A 19,771-nucleotide genomic window follows, 5' to 3' on the forward strand; every position below is an offset into this window, starting at 1 on the left:
ACCAGTTTTGCCGAAAGGTTTTGCAAAAAAATTTAAAAACGATAACCCGCAGAGAACATAAACACCCACGGATCGAGACGAACACTGTCGCTATAACGGGCTTGAGGAAGAACTGCGCCATTAGATTTGTACTTCGCTGTCGTATCGATATCCATGTACCAGACCGACATGTTAATCAGCCAGTCGCGGTTAATCAGATAGTCCATACCGACTTGCCCTGCCGCACCCCAGGAATCTTTCAGGCTCAGGTCCGATAATCCGGCTTCCTTACCGTTGTTGTTAAAGCCTTCGTCGAAGAAGGTGGTGTAGTTCACACCAACACCAACATAAGGACGCAGTTTGCTGCTGGAATCACCGAAGTACCACTGCGCCATTAACGTCGGTGGCAAGTGGTGAACAGTGGCAATATCGCCCGTCGCGGCAGTCCCAATTTTGTGACGGAACGGCGTGGCTGCCAGTAATTCAACACCGATATTGTCGGTTGCCATGTAGGTGAATGTCAGACCCAGTTGGGTGTTATTACTGACATCAAAGCCACCTAAGCTTCCCAGCGTCCCCCCCGCGCCTTCCGTCGGCCTGACGGTGGCAGAACCCGCACGAATGAAGAATTCTCCAGCCTCATGCGCAAATGCGTTACCAGAGAGAAGAGTTGTTAAAGCCACTGCTGCAACTGTTAATTTTTTCATGTCCGCTCCATCGTTATGGTTATAAAAGCGGAACAAATATACCCACATTGGAGTAATAAGTGATCTTACCTGGATCACATTGACTTTAATAATTTAACATTTATTGATCCAGATTAAGTTAGAACTTGCATTCAAAATCCTGGTTAAATTAATTCAGATCAATTTTGATATATTTTCGCCATGCAAGTATCCGATACCTGCTGAGGGCAAACGTTGCTTATTTACCCATGATGCGCAGAGAACAACCAGCGCTCCTGCATAACGCTGAAGTGATAGCCAAAAATTACCGGAGCTTTACAAAGATATGCCTTTCCATACATCGCGCGATGCTGCCACTGTAGAGTTATCCAGGGTACAATTGCCCGCAAATGAACACCTGCAAAACTCAAGGAGAGTGCATGTCTATCACGGCGAAATCCGTTTACCGTGACACGGGAAACTTTTTCCGTAATCAATTCATTACCATCTTGCTGGTATCGTTGTTGTGCGCGTTTATCACAGTGGTGTTAGGGCATGCCTTTTCTCCCAGTGACGCACAAATTGCGCAGCTCAGTGAAGGGGATCAGTTAACCAGTAGCGTGGGTCTGTTCGATCTGGTACAAAATATGACCCCGGAGCAACAGCAAATTCTGCTACGCGCTTCCGCGGCGTCGACATTTTCAGGCCTGATTGGTAATGCCATCCTCGCGGGAGGTATCATCCTGATGATTCAGCTGATTTCAGCAGGTCATCGGGTCAGCGCATTACGCGCCATCGGCGCCAGTGCGCCAGTATTGCCCAAGCTGTTTATTCTGATTTTTCTGACTACTCTGCTGGTGCAAATCGGTATTATGCTGGTGGTCGTACCCGGTATTCTGCTGGCCATCCTGTTAGCTCTCGCACCGGTGATGTTGGTACAGGATAAAATGGGTGTCTTTGCCGCAATGCGCAACAGTATGCGTCTGGCATGGTCTAATATGCGACTGGTCGCGCCGGCAGTGATCGGTTGGCTGCTGGCTAAAACGCTGCTGTTGCTTTTTGCGCCAAGTTTTGCGGTACTTACGCCGAACGTAGGCGCGGTATTGGCGAATACGCTGAGCAATATGATCTCCGCCGTGTTGCTGATCTATTTGTTCCGCCTGTACATGCTGATTCGCCAATAAACCCTGAACGCATACCGGGCGCAGGCCTGGTGCTTTTGATGACGGAATGAAGAATGAAGCAGTTTCTTGATTTTTTACCGCTGGTTGTCTTTTTTGCCTTTTATAAGCTTTACGACATCTACGCGGCGACCTCGGCACTGATTGTCGCGACGGCTGTGGTTTTGATTTACAGCTGGGTTCGCTACCGCAAGGTCGAGAAGATGGCGTTAATCACCTTTGTTCTGGTTGCCGTGTTCGGTGGCCTGACTATCTTCTTCCACAACGATGAATTCATTAAGTGGAAAGTTACGGTGATTTACGGACTGTTTGCCGGTGCGCTGCTGGTTAGCCAGTGGGTGATGAAAAAACCACTAATTCAGCGCATGTTAGGCAAAGAGCTGACCCTGCCGCAGCAGGTCTGGTCGAAGCTTAATTTAGCCTGGGCCGTCTTTTTCATTCTCTGTGGCCTGGCGAATATCTATATCGCTTTTTGGCTGCCGCAGAATATTTGGGTCAACTTTAAAGTATTCGGCCTGACAGCCCTGACCTTATTCTTTACGCTGCTGAGCGGTGTCTATATTTACCGCCATCTGCCGCAGGAAGATAAATCGTAATACATGTCCGCCAGATCAGCCGATCTGGCGAATTTTTATCCCCTCACGTTCCTCATTACCGCTAACCCGGCTTACTTCCACTTCCCACGCCGCATCCCTCTGTTCTCAACGCGCAAATTCTAGTAGCATCGCGCCTGTAATCTTTCTCTATAGTCGGTTCAACAATGACAACAACGAATAATACTCCCCAGGGTGAACTGGTTTTACGCACTCTGGCTATGCCTGCCGATACCAATGCGAACGGTGATATTTTTGGCGGCTGGCTGATGTCACAAATGGATATAGGTGGCGCTATTCAGGCCAAAGAGATCGCACATGGTCGTGTGGTAACGGTGCGCGTTGAAGGAATGAGCTTTTTACGCCCGGTTGCCGTAGGCGATGTGGTTTGTTGCTATGCGCGCTGCGTAAAACGCGGGACGACCTCGATCAGCATTAATATTGAAGTCTGGGTGAAGAAAGTTGCTTCAGAACCTATCGGCCAGCGCTATAAAGCCACCGAAGCCCTGTTTATCTATGTTGCCGTTGATAAAGACGGTAAGCCACGCCCGATCCCTACCCTGGGCTGATAAGTCACGATAGCATCGCCCTCCGGCAATCACTCAATTCATTGCTTATTGCCGGAGGGCGGCGAACCGCCAAATCCGGCCTGCGCCTTATTCAATCTGCGTTGCGCCGTTCAGACGGAACACGATATTCACTACCAGTCCGGAACCCGGTTTCCCGGCCTCATAGCGCCATCTGCGCATCGCATTTTTCACTTCACGCTCAAACATATTCGCCGGCTGCGCGGACAGAATTTCCACGTTTTCAACACGGCCATCCGGCGTCACATCAAATTTAACTTTAACACGACCTTCTATGCGTAGCGCTTGCGCTCGCGCAGGATACTGCGGCTGATTACGGCTTAAAGCGCGAGGACCTGCTGGCGCACTTACCGCTGCTTTACTGGTTGCCGGCGCAGTACTGGTCGTTGGACGCGCAGGCGCCGTATTTTCAAATGGGGATGCCGGGCGCGGCTCTGCGGGTTTAGCATCACGTTTGGGCTGCTCTACCACTTTTTTCACCGGTTTTGGCTTCGGTTTAGGCTTGGGCTTCGGTTTCTCAATCACTACCGGCGCCTCTTTTGGCGGCTCCGGGATTGGCTCTGGTTCCGGTTCTGGCTCAACGACGGGTTCCGGCGGCGGCTGAACGGCCTGAGGCGGTTCGAGATCGGCAGGCGCGACCATGGTAACGGAGATCGGCTGCGCTGGCGCAGGCAGTTCAATAACCTGATGTACCGAGGTATACAATAGACCCGCCACTACAGCACCATGGATGCCGACGGAAAGTAACGTTGGCCAGGGAAAGCGACGAGGTAAATCAAGGGTCATTGAAGTCATAATCGTTTCAGTTAAAAAACCAGGCCCTGATTTTAAATGCAAATAGCAATCATATTCAATAAGACCTGGGCAGTAAGCCGCATTTAAAACACGATTTTATGTAAAAAAACCTTCATCACAATGTGGTCTTAACAAATCCGTTATCTTTACGTTGCAGTTGGCATGCCTTTCCAATAACGTAATTAACGACTTTTACCGATTAAGGAGCTCTACCCGTGCTGTACGTTATTTATGCTCAAGATATCGCAGACTCTCTCGACAAACGCCTTTCCGTGCGCCCTGCTCATCTGGCCCGTCTGCAACTCCTGCATGACGAAGGACGACTGCTCACGGCAGGACCGATGCCAGCAGTTGACAGTAACGATCCGGGTGTCGCGGGGTTTACCGGCTCGACGGTGATTGCAGAATTTGAATCTTTAGAAGCAGCGCAGGCGTGGGCAGAAGCCGACCCCTATGTCGCAGCAGGCGTTTACGCGCAGGTTTCAGTAAAACCGTACAAGAAAGTATTTTAAAAACAGAACGAAAGCAGACATTGGGCACCACCAGCGGTGCCCTTTTGAGATCAGATACTGTGGATTGCAAACAGCAACGAGTTACGTTGATGATTCAGAATACACTTTCTGATGCTATGGATACGCATATTACGACGCGATTGTCCTTCAAGCCAACGTGCTTTACGGCGGCTAGCCTGACGCTGCATCCGCCAGCGTCCCACTTCCGTTCTACTACGCTTCATGTTAACTACTCTTCCAGTCACTGAGCGGCCATTATAACGCCACACCGAATGCAGGCCAGTGGTTTTCCCGTGTTTTTATTTGCCAGATTTATCCTGATGCGTAAACTCTTAACAATACGCTTTCAAAAGGATTTTTAAATTTATGACAACCTTCTACACCGTGGTGAGTTGGCTGGTCATTCTGGGTTACTGGGTACTCATTGCTGGCGTCACATTACGCATTCTAATGAAGCGACGCGCAGTGCCCTCCGCAATGGCATGGCTGTTGATCATCTATATACTGCCATTGGTAGGGATCATAGCTTATCTGTCCTTCGGTGAACTCCACCTGGGTAAACGCCGCGCCGAACGCGCCCGGGCAATGTGGCCTTCCACGGCCAAATGGCTGAACGACCTCAAAGCCTGTGAACATATTTTCGCACAGGAAAACAGCAGCGTTGCTTCTTCATTATTTAAGCTGTGCGAGCGTCGTCAGGGAATCGCCGGCGTTAAGGGGAATCAACTGCAGCTGCTCACCAGTTCCGATGACGTGATGCAGGCGCTGATCCGTGATATTCAACTGGCGCGTCATAATATCGAGATGGTGTTCTACATCTGGCAACCGGGAGGTATGGCCGATCAGGTTGCCGAGTCGTTAATGGCGGCCGCCAGAAGAGGCGTTCACTGCCGCCTGATGCTGGACTCTGCGGGCAGCGTGGCATTCTTCCGCAGCCCGTGGGCGGCGATGATGCGTAACGCGGGTATTGAAGTCGTCGAAGCCCTCAAGGTTAACCTGATGCGTGTGTTTTTGCGCCGGATGGACCTGCGCCAACACCGTAAGATGGTGATGATCGACAACTATATTGCTTATACCGGCAGCATGAACATGGTCGACCCGCGCTTCTTTAAGCAGGATGCGGGCGTGGGTCAATGGGTCGATTTAATGGCGAGAATGGAAGGACCTGTTGCCACCGCGATGGGCATCGTCTATTCCTGCGACTGGGAAATTGAAACCGGGAAACGCATTTTACCCCCGCCGCCGGACGTCAATATCATGCCGTTTGAGCAGGCCAGCGGTCACACCATTCACACTATCGCCTCGGGACCAGGTTTCCCTGAAGATTTGATCCATCAGGCGCTATTAACTGCTGCTTATTCGGCGCGTGAATATTTAATTATGACCACGCCCTATTTCGTCCCCAGCGATGATTTACTGCATGCGATCTGTACGGCCGCACAGCGTGGGGTAGACGTCAGTATCATTCTTCCGCGTAAGAATGATTCCCTGCTGGTTGGCTGGGCAAGCCGGGCCTTTTTCACCGAGCTGCTGGCTGCGGGCGTCAAAATATATCAGTTCGAAGGCGGCTTGCTGCACACCAAGAGCGTACTGGTTGATGGCGAACTGAGTCTGGTCGGTACCGTTAACCTGGATATGCGCAGTTTGTGGCTGAATTTTGAAATCACGCTGGTTATTGATGACGCAGGATTCGGAGGCGACCTCGCCGCAGTGCAGGATGATTATATTTCTCGTTCACGCCTTCTTGACGCTCGTTTGTGGGTAAAACGACCACTCTGGCAGCGGATTGCCGAGCGACTGTTTTACTTCTTTAGCCCGTTGCTGTAAAACGTGCCAATCAGACAGTAAACAGGTAGTCATTATGGATATGGATTTGAACAACCGCCTGACCGAAGACGAAACGCTTGAGCAGGCTTACGATATTTTTCTCGAACTGGCTGCGGACAACCTCGATCCGGCAGATATCATTCTGTTCAATTTGCAGTTTGAAGAGCGCGGCGGTGCAGAATTATTTGACCCGGCGGAAGACTGGCAGGAACACGTCGATTTTGACCTGAATCCTGACTTCTTTGCCGAAGTGGTGATTGGTCTGGCAGATACAGAAGACGGCGAGATTAACGATATTTTTGCCCGCGTTCTGTTGTGTCGCGAAAAAGATCACAAGCTCTGCCACATTCTCTGGCGCGAATAATTAAAAAAAGCTGCTCTCGCAGCTTTTTTACTTTTAGCCCGGTAATTTGCTTCCGCACCGGTTACAAAACTGCGCGCTGTGCTCATGCTGACTTTGCTGACACTGCGGACATTTACGCTGATTCTGCCGATGCTGGAACGCACTGCTCATATGCGTCGTTATCAAACCTGTCGGGATCGCAATCACGGAATAACCGATCAAAATCAGCACTGACGCTACCATGCGCCCGAGCGGCGTGTGGGGCGTGATATCGCCATAGCCGACGGTGGTTACCGTGACGATGGCCCAATACACTGATGCATTCAGCGTACTAAAACCATATTTGGGTCCTTCAATCAGATACATTAGCGCGCCGAATACAATCATCAGAATGGCAATAAATGAATAGAACAAGATTAGCTGATGACGCGCGCTTTTTATTGCGCTCCAGAATATACGCAGAGAAGGCATAAAGCGCAGCAGTTTGAGAATTCGCAGTACACGCAGGACACGCATCGCCCGCCAGGCGAAAACATAACTCAGACTGATTTCCGGCCATAACCACATCACATACAGTGGCAGAATGGTGGCAAGATCAATAATCCCCCAGAAGCTAAATACATATTTAGCGGGATTAGCCCAGCAGCATAATCGCAACAGATATTCGAGAGTAAAGACCAGAGTGATAAAGACTTCCAGCCAGACAAATACGCGCCACTCCTCAAAGGTCAAATGGTATTGCGTCCCGACCCCGGACTCAACGAAGATAACAATCACGCTGAGCAGCGCGAACAGTGCGCACATACCTTCAAAACGGCGCCCCGAGCGTGTGTCTAAATCAAATAATGTACGATAAAGCGTACGGCGAACAGAAGAAACTAAGCCAGACACAAATACCTCACCAAAAAGAAGGGCTGACCTTTGTCAGCCCTCACGATTATAGCGGGTCTACTTTCAGGCAGGAAACGGCGTGTCGAAAACTGCCTTCTAGAACCGGGCGTGTTTTTGCACACTCTGGTCCGGCAATCGGGCAGCGCGTACGGAACACACAGCCCGAAGGAGGATTAATCGGCGACGGCAACTCGCCTTCCAGCAACTGGATAACTTTGTTCCTTTCCATATCCGGATCGGGGATCGGCACAGCAGACATTAGCGCTTTGGTATAGGGGTGCAGCGGATTATGGTACACCTCGTCATAGGTGCCTAATTCCACTGCGTGTCCGAGATACATCACCAGTACGCGATCGGAGATATGCTTAACCACCGCCAGGTCGTGGGCAATGAAAATTAATGACAGCCCCATTTCACGCTGTAGCTGCTGCAGGAGGTTGACGACCTGGGCCTGAATGGATACGTCCAGCGCAGAAACCGGTTCATCACAGATAATCAGTTTCGGTTCGAGAATCAGCGCGCGGGCAATACCGATACGCTGACATTGGCCGCCGGAAAACTCATGCGGGTAACGGTTAATCAGGTTTGGCAGCAACCCAACCTTCATCATCATTGCCTTCACGCGGTCACGGACTTCCTGCCCCGGCAGTTTCGGATGATAAGTCCGCAGCGGCTCGGCAATAATTTCACCAATGGTCATACGCGGGTTTAATGACGCCAGCGGATCCTGGAAAATCATCTGGATATCACTGCGCACCTCCCGCCATTCATCAGGTTTCATACCCAACAAATCTTTCCCCAGCCAGGCGACCTTTCCATCAGTGGCTTTCACCAGACCGATAATCGCCCGGGCAAAGGTCGATTTTCCGCAGCCGGATTCCCCCACCACGCCAAGGGTTTCACCTTCATACAATCGCAGGGTGACGCCATCAACCGCTTTCAGGGATTTCGACGGTTGCCAGAACCACTGCTTACCATCCTTAATGTCGAAATGGACTTTGAGATCGGCAATTTCAAGGAGTACTTTTCGTTGTTCGGTGACCGTATTCATACCAGTTCCTCCACCGGTTTAAAGCAGGCGCGCAGACGGCCCGGACTAAATTCCTCCAGTGGTGGGGCACTGCTACAGATTTCCATCGCATGCGGGCAGCGCGGCTGGAACGGACAGCCTTTTGGCAGACGCAGCAGGTTCGGCGGGTTGCCCGGGATAGTCAACATCTCTTCCCCTTCGGCGTCCAGACGCGGTACGGCATTCAGCAAACCAATTGAATACGGATGAACGGGCTTATAAAAGACATCCCGTGCACTGCCATATTCCATGGTTCGTCCGGCGTACATCACCAGCACTTTGTCACAAATACCGGCGACAACCCCCAGATCGTGGGTGATCATGATAATTGCGGTGTTAAATTCACTTTTCAGTTCATTCAGCAGCGTCATAATTTGCGCCTGTACCGTAACATCGAGCGCGGTAGTCGGCTCATCGGCGATCAATAATTTTGGTCTGCACAGCAGCGCCATGGCGATCATTACGCGCTGACGCATTCCGCCAGAGAATTCATGCGGATACATTTTCATGCGCTTGCGCGCTTCCGGCATTTTCACCGCATCCAGCATTTTTACTGACTCTTCAAACGCTTCTGCTTTACTCATGCCTTTGTGCAGCATGAGAACTTCCATCAGTTGCTCTCCGACCCGCATGTACGGATTCAGAGAGGTCATCGGATCCTGAAAAATCATTGAGATTTGCTCGGCGCGCAGTTTGTTCAGCTCGTGCTCCGGTAAATTCAATATTTCACGCCCGTTAAACGTAGCGGAACCTCCGATACGGCCATTCGCCGCCAGCAGCCCCATCAGGGCAAACGCCGTTTGCGATTTGCCCGAACCGGACTCACCCACAATACCCAACGTTTCTCCGGCTCGCAGGGAAAAGTTTAAATCGTTTACTGCAGTAACATCGCCATCGGGGGTGGCAAACGTCACGCGCAGATCCTTAACGTTCAGCAGTGCGTTAGCCTGTTGTTGCGCGAGCGGCGCGGTTGCGGTCTCAATTACGCTCATGGCGGCGCTCCTTAACGGTCTTTCGGGTCGAGGGCATCACGCAGGCCATCGCCAATAAAGTTAAAACAGAACAAAGTAACCACCAGGAAACCGGCCGGGAACAGCAACAGCCATGGCGATACTTCCATTGAGTTGGCGCCATCACTCAGCAATGCGCCCCAGCTACTTAACGGCTCCTGCGTCCCTAATCCCAGAAAACTCAGGAAAGACTCAAACAGGATCATGCTGGGCACCAGCAACGAGGCGTAGACCACCACAACCCCCAATACGTTTGGCACAATATGACGGATAACGATGCGCACGGTAGACACCCCACCGACTTGCGCCGCCTCAATAAACTCTTTGCGCTTCAGACTCAGCGTTTGTCCACGCACGATACGCGCCATATCCAGCCAGGAAACCATTCCGATAGCGACAAAAATCAGCAGGATGTTTTGTCCAAAGAAGGTCACCAGCAGGATCACGAAGAACATGAACGGGAAGGAGTTGAGGATTTCCAGCAGGCGCATCATTACCGAGTCGATTTTACCGCCGAGATAACCCGACAAAGAACCATACAGCGTGCCAACCACGACCGCCACCAACGCGGCGGCAATGCCAACCATCAGCGAGATGCGCCCGCCAATCGCCACACGCACCAGCAGGTCGCGACCTGATGAGTCGGTGCCAAAGTAGTGCCCGGACTCCATATCCGGCGCGCTGGACATCATTCCCCAGTCGGTATCAAAGTAGGTAAACTGCGACAGCATTGGTGCCAGCGTCACAAACAGCGCAATAATCACCAGCACCACCAGGCTTGCCACCGCCGCGCGGTTATGCATAAATCGGCGACGCGCGTCCTGCCACAGGCTGCGACCTTCGACCTCCAGCTTTTCACTGAAATTCTCCAGCGCCTCGCTGTTTTTCTTACTTAACATCATAGCGAGCTCCAGTATCAGTAACGAATCTTCGGATCGATAACGGCATACAGCACATCGACAATCGCGTTAAACACGATAGTCAGCGTACCGACCAGAATGGTCAGACTCAGGACCAGCGAATAATCGCGATTTAAGGCGCCATTGACGAACAGTTGCCCAATGCCCGGCAAACCATAAATGGTTTCAATGACCATTGAACCAGTGATTATGCCGACAAATGCCGGTCCCATATAAGACAGCACGGGTAGCAGCGCAGGTTTTAACGCATGGCGGAAAATAATCCGCCGCATCGGCAGCCCTTTGGCGCGCGCGGTACGAATAAAGTTTGAGTGCAGCACTTCAATCATTGAGCCGCGGGTAATACGGGCGATACTGGCGATATAGGCGAGCGATAACGCCACCATCGGCAGGATCATAAATTTCAACGCCCCGCCGTTCCAGCCACCGCCGGGCAGCCATTTCAACGTTATGGCGAATATCATGACCAATAAGGGAGCAACGACGAAACTGGGGATAACCACCCCGGTCATCGCGACCCCCATTACCGTGTAGTCCCAGCGCGTATTTTGCTTCAGCGCGGCGATCACCCCAGCACTAACGCCGACGAGCACCGCCAGAATAAAGGCCGCTGCGCCAAGCTTCGCTGACACCGGAAAACTTGAAGCGACAAGGTCGTTAACCGTGTAATCTTTATATTTAAAGGATGGCCCAAAATCGCCATGTGCCAGTTGTTTCAGGTAGCTGAAATACTGTGTGGAGATGGGATCATTGAGATGATATTTCGCTTCAATATTAGCCAGCACTTCTGGCGGCAATGCGCGTTCCCCGGTGAATGGGCTTCCCGGCGCAAGGCGCATCATAAAGAATGAAATCGTAATAAGAATAAACAGCGTCGGAATCGCTTCCAGACAGCGACGTAATATAAATTTCAACATAACCCGTACCTTCCGGCGTGTGCCTTTATACCCGTCATACTTCCAGTCGCAGGTGCGTTGGCTTTCTCACTCCCCCCGGTCACTTACTACTCGTAAGCTCCCGGGGATTCGTTGCGTCGCCGCCTTCCTGCAGCTCGAATTATTTAGGGTATCCCCCTTTTCATTCGAAGAGGTGTGAATAGTGCGATGAAAAAAGACACTGTGGGGCAAAATTGATTGCCCCACGTCTTGCCATTAATGCTTGATAATATACAAGTCTTTTACATGGATATTATCCATCGGGTCTTTACCGGAGTATCCGCCAACCCATGGTTTCACCAGGCGGGCGTTAACATAGTAATAAACCGGTACAATCGCAGAATCTTTATCCAGTTGCTGCTCCGCTTTCGAATACAGCTCACTGCGCTGCGCTTCATCTGTCACTTTCAGGGTATCTGCAATCAGCTTGTCAAATGCAGGGCTCTTATAGTGAACAGTGTTGTTGGAGCTGTCGGACAGCACCATATTCAGGAAGGAAGTTGGTTCGTTGTAATCCGCGCACCAGCCCGCACGTGAAACATCATAGTTGCCCTGATGACGCGTATCGAGGAATGTTTTCCACTCCTGGTTTTCCAGCTTGACGTTAGCGCCCAGATTTTTCTTCCAGATAGAAGCTGCGGCGATAGCCAGCTTCTTGTGCAGGTCTGAGGTGTTATACAGCAGGTCAAAGGTCAACGGTTTTTCAGCGGTATAACCGGCTTCAGCCAGCAGTTTCTTCGCTTCTTCATTACGTTTTTCCTGTGACCATTTGAACCACTCTGGCTCAACCAGTTTCGCGCCATCGGTGTAAGGAGGCGTAAAGCTATAGGCAGGCAGGTCGCCCTGGTTTTTCACTTTGTTGACGATGATGTCACGATCCATCGCCAGCTTCAGAGCGGTACGAACACGAACATCGTTGAACGGTGCTTTCTGGTTGTTGATTTCGTAATAATAGGTGCACAGATACGGGTCAACGTGAACTTCGTTCGGGATCTCTTTTTTCAGTTTCTGGAATAACTCGATCGGCATGTTGTTATAGGTCATGTCGATTTCACCGCTGCGATAGCGGTTAACGTCAGTCACTTCAGAAGAAATTGGCAGGTAGGTCACCTGGTTAATTACGGTTTTGGCGTTGTCCCAGTAGTTGGTATTACGCTCAAGCACAATGCGCTCGTTAACCACCCAGTCCTTCAGTTTATACGCGCCGTTAGTGACAATGTTGGCGGGCTGAGTCCACTTATCGCCGTATTTTTCAACGGCGGCTTTAGGAACCGGTGAAACGGAAGAGTGCACGAGCAGTTTGTAGAAATAAGGAACAGGTTCGCTCAGGGTTACTTCAAAAGTATGATCATCAATCGCTTTCACACCGAGATCGGTGACCGGCTTTTTACCGGCGATGATGTCATCAATATTGACGATATGACCGTACTGCAAATAACTGGCGTACGGTGAGGCAGTATTTGGGTTAGCCAAACGTTGCCAGCTGTACACAAAATCTTGCGCGGTAACAGGTGTACCGTCAGACCATTTAGCATCTTTACGCAGATGGAACGTCCAGACTTTAAAATCTTTATTGTCCCATTTCTCAGCCACGCCCGGCGATGGTTTGCCATCGACATCGCTGATTAATAAACCTTCAAACAGGTCCCGGTTAATGTTGGATTCCGGCACCCCTTCAATTTTATGTGGGTCGAGAGACTGAACTTCCGAACCGTTATTACGCACCAGAGTCTGCTTTTCAGCAAGCTGCACACCCGCTGGCACAACTGCCGCCGTGGCCACATTTCCAGCGATTAGCGCAGTGAGGATCCCCGCAGCTACTAAACTTTTTTTAGTGATGTTCGTCATTGTGTTTGTACTCCCTCATTATTATGGCTGGTTTTTTAACCAGACTGTTAATCCTGTCAGGATCCCTGTACGGCACCGGAGATTTTCTGCCGTCAGGTGGTTTATTGTTTTACTGCTTGCTATCACCGACTTTATTTATTCTGGCGATTCGTACGACCGCCTTGCGTCGATTATCTACGTGTCTCCCCTGCCGGAAACACGCTATTAGCCTGTTGAGAGAAAACAAGTGAAAATCATTCTCATCAACGTCAATTCTTCTGCAAAATACCTGGCCGGAAAGTACCAAATGCGTTTCTTCACCGCCAATACATTTTACAAATTTGTTAACCAATTCTCTTTTATTAGAAATAAATCTCGCTGACAAAGGCTTACGAATGAAAATTCATGGCAATAAAACATTAATAATCAATGGATTGGCTGATGGGCATAGTTGACGTCCCTGTCCGGTATCAACACGATGCCAAAATGCACATAAATTTAACAATTGATTATTAATTAGCACATTCATCTAAAAAAAACGCTGAAATAACTAATAACATTTCGATAATCCCACAGCAAGCCCCAGAGTATGATGTTAATAAAATAACAGCAATATCGTGCTCCCTCTGACGCAGTGCTGAGTGTTATATCCATAAAATCAATGAATAACTAAATCGTTAACCATCAGCATTTTTCATTACTGTTATGCTGATTATCAACTTTAGTGAGAAGTTTTACTGATAATGAAAGGAAACGGAGCCAACAGCGGCTCCGTTTATAGTGAAGAAGGAATATCAGGCAAGCAAACCGGGGAAAATGGATTTGATACCAGTAACAATGAATTCAATCCCTAAGGCCATGAGTAACAGCCCCATAATACGCGTAATAACGTTGATCCCCGTTTGCCCCAGCAAGCGCACTAACCACGGCGCCATGCGAAACAGCCCCCAACAACACAAGGCAAACAACGCAATCGCGATAAAAAAGCCAAACAGATTAATCGCACTGTGGTAACGCGTCCCCCAAACGATGGTCGAGCTAATTGCCCCCGGTCCCGCCATCAGGGGCAATGCCAACGGCACCACGCCAATGCTTTCACGAATGGCGGTTTCTGATTTTTCCTGTTTGTTCTGCTTATCTTCGCCAAGTTTGCCACTAATCATCGACATCGCGATAGTCACAACCAGAATACCGCCGGCAATCCTGAACGAATCTATAGAGATACCGAAAAGTTGCAGGATACCGTCGCCCAGGAACAGCGAAGTCCACAGGATGATAGCGACCGACAGGTTTGCCGTGAGATTGGTTTTGTTTCGCGCAGCCGCAGTTTGGTAGCTGGTCATACTGATAAAGACCGGGATGATCCCTACCGGGTTAACCAGGGCAAATAACCCAATAAAAAATTTAAAATAAACAGGAAAATCAAATAGCGTTTGGATCACGGTTAGCTCCGAAGCGTTAGCCGGATAAAATGAGTCATAAAAATTGGAAAAATCCGCGCTGAAGATACGCCTTTTGTCAGCATACTTCACCTTCTATCTGCGTATATCTACGTAAATACGCTACTAATACTTAGTGTTATTAATATGTATTAAATATGCTAATGTGATTAGCATTCATCACCTCAATTTTTTAACACTTACCGAGAAACGCTAAAAGGGCCTGCTGAAAGGTGTCAGCTTTGCGAAATCTTGATCCAGATCACGCAATTACTACTCAGAAGTGAGTAACCTTGCTTACGTCCCCTGGAGGTAAAGCGTAAAAGTTATCTGGCGCTTGCGTATAAGCTCTTTTAGTAAATCAAGGTAAAGTGGACGTTAATTAACCGTTTGATTTTCAAACCGTTACACAAATTTTCGTCGGTCTGTCTATACTCTCGTATCGAGCAGATGATTTACTAAAAAAGTTTAACATTATCAGGAGAGCATTATGGCTGTTACTAATGTCGCTGAACTTAACGCACTTGTAGAGCGCGTAAAAAAAGCCCAGCGTGAATATGCCAGTTTCACTCAAGAACAGGTTGACAAAATCTTCCGCGCCGCCGCTCTGGCTGCCGCAGACGCTCGAATCCCTCTCGCGAAAATGGCCGTTGCCGAATCTGGCATGGGCATTGTCGAAGATAAAGTGATTAAAAACCACTTTGCTTCTGAATACATTTACAACGCTTACAAAGATGAAAAAACCTGTGGAGTGCTGTCTGAAGACGACACTTTCGGTACCATTACTATTGCTGAACCGATTGGTATCATCTGCGGTATCGTTCCAACCACTAACCCGACTTCTACTGCTATCTTCAAATCTCTGATCAGCCTGAAGACCCGTAACGCCATCATCTTCTCTCCGCATCCGCGTGCTAAAGATGCCACTAACAAAGCTGCTGACATCGTTCTGCAGGCGGCAATCGCTGCTGGCGCGCCGAAAGACTTGATCGGCTGGATCGATCAACCTTCCGTAGAACTGTCTAACGCGCTGATGCACCACCCGGACATCAACCTGATCCTTGCGACCGGTGGTCCAGGCATGGTTAAAGCGGCATACAGCTCCGGTAAACCGGCAATCGGCGTAGGCGCAGGTAACACCCCTGTTGTTATCGACGAAACCGCTGATATCAAACGTGCTGTTGCATCTGTTCTGATGTCTAAAACCTTCGATAACGGCGTAATCTGTGCTTCTGAACAGTCTGTTGTCGTGGTTGACTCTGTATACGACGCAGTACGTGAGCGTTTCGCCACTCACGGCGGCTACCTGCTGCAGGGCAAAGAGCTGAAAGCTGTTCAGGACGTTATCCTGAAAAATGGCGCGCTGAACGCCGCTATCGTTGGTCAGCCAGCCTACAAAATTGCTGAACTGGCAGGCTTCTCCGTACCAGAAACCACTAAGATTCTGATTGGTGAAGTTAAGGTTGTTGACGAAAGCGAACCGTTTGCTCACGAAAAACTGTCTCCGACGCTGGCTATGTATCGTGCGAAAGACTTCGAAGACGCAGTGGACAAAGCTGAAAAACTGGTTGCGATGGGCGGTATCGGTCATACCTCTTGCCTGTACACCGACCAGGATAACCAGCCAGAACGCGTTGCTTACTTCGGTCAGATGATGAAAACCGCGCGTATCCTGATTAACACCCCTGCTTCTCAGGGTGGTATCGGTGACCTGTACAACTTCAAACTCGCACCTTCCCTGACTCTGGGTTGTGGTTCCTGGGGTGGTAACTCCATCTCTGAAAACGTTGGTCCTAAGCACCTGATCAACAAGAAAACCGTTGCTAAGCGAGCTGAAAACATGTTGTGGCACAAACTTCCGAAATCTATCTACTTCCGTCGTGGCTCTCTGCCAATCGCGCTGGATGAAGTGATTACTGATGGTCACAAACGTGCGCTGATCGTGACCGACCGCTTCCTGTTTAACAATGGCTATGCTGACCAGATCACCTCTGTTCTGAAAGCGGCTGGCGTTGAAACCGAAGTGTTCTTTGAAGTTGAAGCTGACCCGACTCTGACCGTTGTTCGTAAAGGCGCTGAGCTGGCTAACTCCTTCAAACCAGACGTGATTATCGCGCTGGGTGGTGGTTCCCCGATGGACGCCGCGAAAATTATGTGGGTTATGTACGAACACCCGGAAACCCACTTCGAAGAACTGGCGCTGCGCTTTATGGATATCCGTAAACGTATCTACAAGTTCCCGAAAATGGGCGTGAAAGCGAAAATGATCGCCGTCACCACCACTTCCGGTACCGGTTCTGAAGTAACACCGTTTGCGGTTGTGACCGACGATGCAACCGGTCAGAAATATCCGCTGGCTGACTACGCCCTGACCCCGGATATGGCGATTGTCGATGCCAACCTGGTGATGGATATGCCGAAGTCCCTGTGTGCGTTCGGTGGTCTGGATGCCGTTACTCACGCTCTGGAAGCTTACGTTTCCGTACTGGCTTCTGAGTTCTCTGACGGTCAGGCTCTGCAGGCGCTGAAACTGCTGAAAGAAAACCTGCCAGCGTCCTACCACGAAGGTTCCAAGAACCCGGTAGCCCGTGAGCGTGTACACAGTGCAGCGACCATCGCCGGTATCGCATTTGCGAACGCCTTCCTGGGTGTATGTCACTCCATGGCGCACAAGCTGGGTTCTCAGTTCCACATTCCTCACGGTTTGGCGAACGCCTTGCTGATCAGCAACGTTATTCGTTACAACGCGAACGACAACCCGACCAAACAGACAGCATTCAGCCAGTACGACCGTCCGCAGGCGCGTCGTCGCTATGCTGAAATCGCCGACCACCTGGGTCTGAGCGCACCGGGCGACCGTACTGCCGCGAAAATCCAGAAACTGCTGGGCTGGCTGGACGAAATCAAAGCTGAACTGGGTATTCCTAAGTCTATCCGTGAAGCTGGCGTGCAGGAAGCTGACTTCCTGGCACACGTTGACAAACTGTCTGAAGATGCGTTTGACGACCAGTGTACTGGTGCTAACCCGCGTTATCCGCTGATTGCTGAGCTGAAGCAGATTCTGCTGGATACCTACTACGGCCGTGAGTACAGCGAAGGTGAAACCACCGCTAAGGCTGAAGCAGTAGCTGCACCGAAAGCTGAGAAAAAAGCGAAGAAATCCGCTTAATTCCTTCAGAAAAGTTTTAGTCTGACTATAAACGGTCCCTTTTCGGGACCGTTTTTTTTGTACCTTACACGACCAAAATCAGGTAATACCTGACTCAACCACTTGTGAGATATGGCCTGGTGAAGATTACTTGCAGGGAGGAAGCCAGGATGGCGTCAGAAGAGCGTGTGACAGGGTAGAGACACGCATGAATGGTTGTGGCCTACCCTGTGTTTATAAGCGCCCAGAAGCGCATAGGGTTAATCGTGGCTGTGTCGTTCTTGTATTGCCGTCAGAGAGCCTTCAGACTGCGCTTGCTTATAATGCTTACGGCATACCGACACATAGCGCTCGTTTCCGCCTATAACCACCTGCTCGCCTTCGTTAAAAGGTCTTCCGGCCTGATCAAGACGTAGCACCATGCTGGCCTTACGGCCACAGAAGCAAATAGTTTTTAATTCAACCAGCTTATCTGACCACGCAAGCAGGTATTCACTGCCGCAGAATAGCTCACCACGAAAATCGGTGCGTAAACCGTAACACAACACGGGAATATCCAGCCGATCGACAACTTCAGATAATTCATAAACCTGTTGTCGCGTCAGAAACTGAGACTCATCAACCAGTACACAGTGAATTCTTTGCTGCGCATTGTCGGCGCGAATCTCTTCGAACAATGATGAATTTTGGTTAAACAATTTTGCAGGTGACGACAGACCTATACGTGAACTTACTTTTCCAGTGCCAAAACGGTCATCAATTTCCGCTGTATATACTACAGCGCGCATTCCACGTTCCTGATAATTGTACGAAGATTGCAGCAATGCAGTCGACTTACCGGCATTCATTGCAGAATAGTAAAAATATAGCTGTGCCATTGACCGTAGGCCCTCATCTGGGGAAATAAATATGGGCGGGATTGTAGCATATTTCACGAACATGTCGGTGCAGCGTTGCCCCGAAAGACGTATAAAGAAGCGTACCGATTCGCTCAGTGCCGCCTTAATAACCAGAGAATGCTGGTGCTCTTTATGGCTGGGAGTATGATAGCGCGACGTCTTAACCCAAACAGGCTGGGGCTGAACCGTATATACACATTCTTTCACAAATAGTGCTCATGAAATTGATCGGCCTCGCTTATCAAGGGTCGACAATTAAGAAACCGTTCCCTTATTGTTATTGAATCGCCCCACCGCCGCATGTAATAGCGAATTCACGTAAGCAAAACTAATACAAAAGGTTGAAATCACTGCAAAGTGATACTATTTGAACACGATAAAATGTGACCTGAATCTTGAATTTTTACTCTCAACCGTTGAGAAGCCCCCCCGCCAATAAGCCTTTTTTATGCCCAACATCACGGAGAATTTAAGACAGAGGAATTAATTCTGATACTAAATAAAGCGCAATTTTGAATTCCTTACATTCCTGGCTATTGCACAACTGAAATTATCGCTCTATTATTAGCTCAACAAACCACCCCCAATATAAGTTTGAGATTACTACAATGAGCGAAGCACTTAAAATTCTGAACAACATCCGTACTCTTCGTGCGCAGGCAAGAGAATGTACTCTGGAAACGCTTGAAGAAATGCTGGAAAAATTAGAAGTTGTAGTTAGCGAGCGTCGTGAAGAAGAAAGCGCTGCCGCTGCTGAAGTTGAAGAACGTACTCGTAAACTGCAACAATATCGTGAAATGCTGATTGCTGACGGTATTGATCCGAACGAGCTGCTGAATAGCATGGCTGCTGTTAAATCTGGCACCAAAGCTAAACGCGCTGCGCGTCCGGCTAAATATAGCTATGTTGACGAAAACGGTGAAACTAAAACCTGGACTGGCCAGGGTCGTACACCGGCTGTGATCAAAAAAGCGATGGAAGAACAAGGTAAACAACTGGACGATTTCCTGATCAAGGAATAATTCAGAAATGGTTTGCTTAAAATCCCGCCACTGGCGGGATTTTTTTTACCTGTACTTCGCATGGCCCCTACCCGGATTAGGTATAAAAAAAACGGCGCTGGATTAACAGCGCCGCTCTGACCTGATAAT

The 19,771-nt window shown here is 49.6% G+C and carries 19 protein-coding genes and 1 pseudogene; 9 read left to right on the forward strand and 11 right to left on the reverse strand.

Annotation, left to right across the window (positions count from 1 at the left end):
* Positions 1 to 32: 32 nt before the first annotated feature.
* Positions 33 to 686 (reverse strand): outer membrane protein OmpW, encoded by a 654-nt coding sequence (ompW, locus tag OOJ59_RS18000; RefSeq protein WP_087856121.1) that lies wholly within the window; start codon positions 684 to 686, stop codon positions 33 to 35.
* Between the two features lie 283 nt (positions 687 to 969).
* Here ompW and OOJ59_RS18005 point away from each other — a divergent pair.
* The 4 genes and pseudogenes from OOJ59_RS18005 to yciA all read left to right on the forward strand — a co-directional run.
* Positions 970 to 1,056, forward strand: a pseudogene (locus OOJ59_RS18005) (YkgJ family cysteine cluster protein); the annotation flags it as partial.
* A gap of 28 nt (positions 1,057 to 1,084) precedes the next feature.
* On the forward strand, positions 1,085 to 1,828 hold the full coding sequence (locus OOJ59_RS18010) for a YciC family protein (protein ID WP_038640992.1): 744 nt from the start codon (positions 1,085 to 1,087) through the stop codon (positions 1,826 to 1,828).
* A 53-nt stretch (positions 1,829 to 1,881) separates the two neighbouring features.
* Positions 1,882 to 2,421 carry a septation protein A gene (locus OOJ59_RS18015; RefSeq protein ID WP_069324644.1) on the forward strand — a complete coding sequence of 180 codons (540 nt, stop codon included), beginning with the start codon at positions 1,882 to 1,884 and terminating at the stop codon, positions 2,419 to 2,421.
* Between the two features lie 164 nt (positions 2,422 to 2,585).
* Positions 2,586 to 2,987: an acyl-CoA thioester hydrolase YciA gene (gene yciA, locus OOJ59_RS18020; RefSeq protein ID WP_038640996.1), complete on the forward strand. Its 402-nt coding sequence runs from the start codon at positions 2,586 to 2,588 to the stop codon at positions 2,985 to 2,987.
* An 87-nt stretch (positions 2,988 to 3,074) separates the two neighbouring features.
* On the opposite strand, the gene tonB is transcribed toward yciA, so the two are convergent.
* On the reverse strand, positions 3,075 to 3,791 hold the full coding sequence (tonB, locus tag OOJ59_RS18025; RefSeq protein ID WP_038643203.1) for a TonB system transport protein TonB: 717 nt from the start codon (positions 3,789 to 3,791) through the stop codon (positions 3,075 to 3,077).
* A 224-nt stretch (positions 3,792 to 4,015) separates the two neighbouring features.
* On the opposite strand from tonB, the gene OOJ59_RS18030 reads away from it, so the two are divergent.
* On the forward strand, positions 4,016 to 4,312 hold the full coding sequence (locus OOJ59_RS18030) for a YciI family protein (protein ID WP_006684292.1): 297 nt from the start codon (positions 4,016 to 4,018) through the stop codon (positions 4,310 to 4,312).
* A gap of 50 nt (positions 4,313 to 4,362) precedes the next feature.
* Here the strand turns inward: OOJ59_RS18030 and OOJ59_RS18035 are convergent, their stop codons facing one another.
* Entirely contained in the window at positions 4,363 to 4,536 is a 174-nt protein-coding gene (locus tag OOJ59_RS18035) for a YciY family protein (RefSeq protein WP_087856120.1), read from the reverse strand.
* A gap of 142 nt (positions 4,537 to 4,678) precedes the next feature.
* Here OOJ59_RS18035 and cls point away from each other — a divergent pair, with 142 nt between their 5' ends.
* Both cls and OOJ59_RS18045 read left to right on the forward strand, forming a co-directional pair.
* The gene (gene cls, locus OOJ59_RS18040) at positions 4,679 to 6,139 is read left to right on the forward strand and encodes a cardiolipin synthase (protein ID WP_038641094.1); all 1,461 of its coding nucleotides are present in this window, start codon (positions 4,679 to 4,681) and stop codon (positions 6,137 to 6,139) included.
* Between the two features lie 34 nt (positions 6,140 to 6,173).
* Complete coding sequence (locus tag OOJ59_RS18045; RefSeq protein ID WP_003020691.1) at positions 6,174 to 6,503, forward strand: HI1450 family dsDNA-mimic protein; 330 nt, start codon at positions 6,174 to 6,176, stop codon at positions 6,501 to 6,503.
* A 33-nt stretch (positions 6,504 to 6,536) separates the two neighbouring features.
* Here the strand turns inward: OOJ59_RS18045 and OOJ59_RS18050 are convergent, their stop codons facing one another.
* The 7 genes from OOJ59_RS18050 to ychE all read right to left on the reverse strand — a co-directional run bounded on the left by OOJ59_RS18050 (position 6,537) and on the right by ychE (position 14,576).
* Positions 6,537 to 7,373 carry an ion transporter gene (locus OOJ59_RS18050; RefSeq protein ID WP_038641095.1) on the reverse strand — a complete coding sequence of 279 codons (837 nt, stop codon included), beginning with the start codon at positions 7,371 to 7,373 and terminating at the stop codon, positions 6,537 to 6,539.
* 46 nt (positions 7,374 to 7,419) lie between these two features.
* Positions 7,420 to 8,424: a murein tripeptide/oligopeptide ABC transporter ATP-binding protein OppF gene (gene oppF, locus OOJ59_RS18055; RefSeq protein ID WP_006684288.1), complete on the reverse strand. Its 1,005-nt coding sequence runs from the start codon at positions 8,422 to 8,424 to the stop codon at positions 7,420 to 7,422.
* Entirely contained in the window at positions 8,421 to 9,434 is a 1,014-nt protein-coding gene (oppD, locus tag OOJ59_RS18060; protein ID WP_038641097.1) for a murein tripeptide/oligopeptide ABC transporter ATP-binding protein OppD, read from the reverse strand. The genes oppF and oppD overlap by 4 nt, the downstream gene beginning before the upstream one ends.
* A gap of 11 nt (positions 9,435 to 9,445) precedes the next feature.
* On the reverse strand, positions 9,446 to 10,354 hold the full coding sequence (gene oppC / locus OOJ59_RS18065; protein ID WP_008784950.1) for an oligopeptide ABC transporter permease OppC: 909 nt from the start codon (positions 10,352 to 10,354) through the stop codon (positions 9,446 to 9,448).
* A gap of 14 nt (positions 10,355 to 10,368) precedes the next feature.
* The gene (gene oppB, locus OOJ59_RS18070; RefSeq protein ID WP_003020708.1) at positions 10,369 to 11,289 is read right to left on the reverse strand and encodes an oligopeptide ABC transporter permease OppB; all 921 of its coding nucleotides are present in this window, start codon (positions 11,287 to 11,289) and stop codon (positions 10,369 to 10,371) included.
* Positions 11,290 to 11,523: 234 nt separating this feature from the next.
* Positions 11,524 to 13,155, reverse strand: a complete 1,632-nt coding sequence (oppA, locus tag OOJ59_RS18075; protein ID WP_069324647.1) for an oligopeptide ABC transporter substrate-binding protein OppA — start codon at positions 13,153 to 13,155, stop codon at positions 11,524 to 11,526.
* A gap of 773 nt (positions 13,156 to 13,928) precedes the next feature.
* Complete coding sequence (ychE, locus tag OOJ59_RS18080) at positions 13,929 to 14,576, reverse strand: NAAT family transporter YchE (protein ID WP_038643209.1); 648 nt, start codon at positions 14,574 to 14,576, stop codon at positions 13,929 to 13,931.
* 487 nt (positions 14,577 to 15,063) lie between these two features.
* Here ychE and adhE point away from each other — a divergent pair, with 487 nt between their 5' ends.
* Positions 15,064 to 17,742, forward strand: a complete 2,679-nt coding sequence (adhE, locus tag OOJ59_RS18085; RefSeq protein WP_038641104.1) for a bifunctional acetaldehyde-CoA/alcohol dehydrogenase — start codon at positions 15,064 to 15,066, stop codon at positions 17,740 to 17,742.
* Between the two features lie 239 nt (positions 17,743 to 17,981).
* Here adhE and tdk read toward each other — a convergent pair whose 3' ends face one another.
* Positions 17,982 to 18,599 (reverse strand): thymidine kinase, encoded by a 618-nt coding sequence (gene tdk / locus OOJ59_RS18090; RefSeq protein ID WP_038641106.1) that lies wholly within the window; start codon positions 18,597 to 18,599, stop codon positions 17,982 to 17,984.
* 629 nt (positions 18,600 to 19,228) lie between these two features.
* Between tdk and hns the strand changes: the two genes are divergently transcribed.
* Positions 19,229 to 19,642, forward strand: a complete 414-nt coding sequence (gene hns, locus OOJ59_RS18095; protein WP_003020723.1) for a histone-like nucleoid-structuring protein H-NS — start codon at positions 19,229 to 19,231, stop codon at positions 19,640 to 19,642.
* Positions 19,643 to 19,771 lie beyond the last annotated feature (129 nt).

Origin of the sequence: Citrobacter sp. W9 (assembly GCF_026719375.1) — a bacterium.
Classification (GTDB): Bacteria; Pseudomonadota; Gammaproteobacteria; order Enterobacterales; family Enterobacteriaceae; genus Citrobacter; species Citrobacter werkmanii.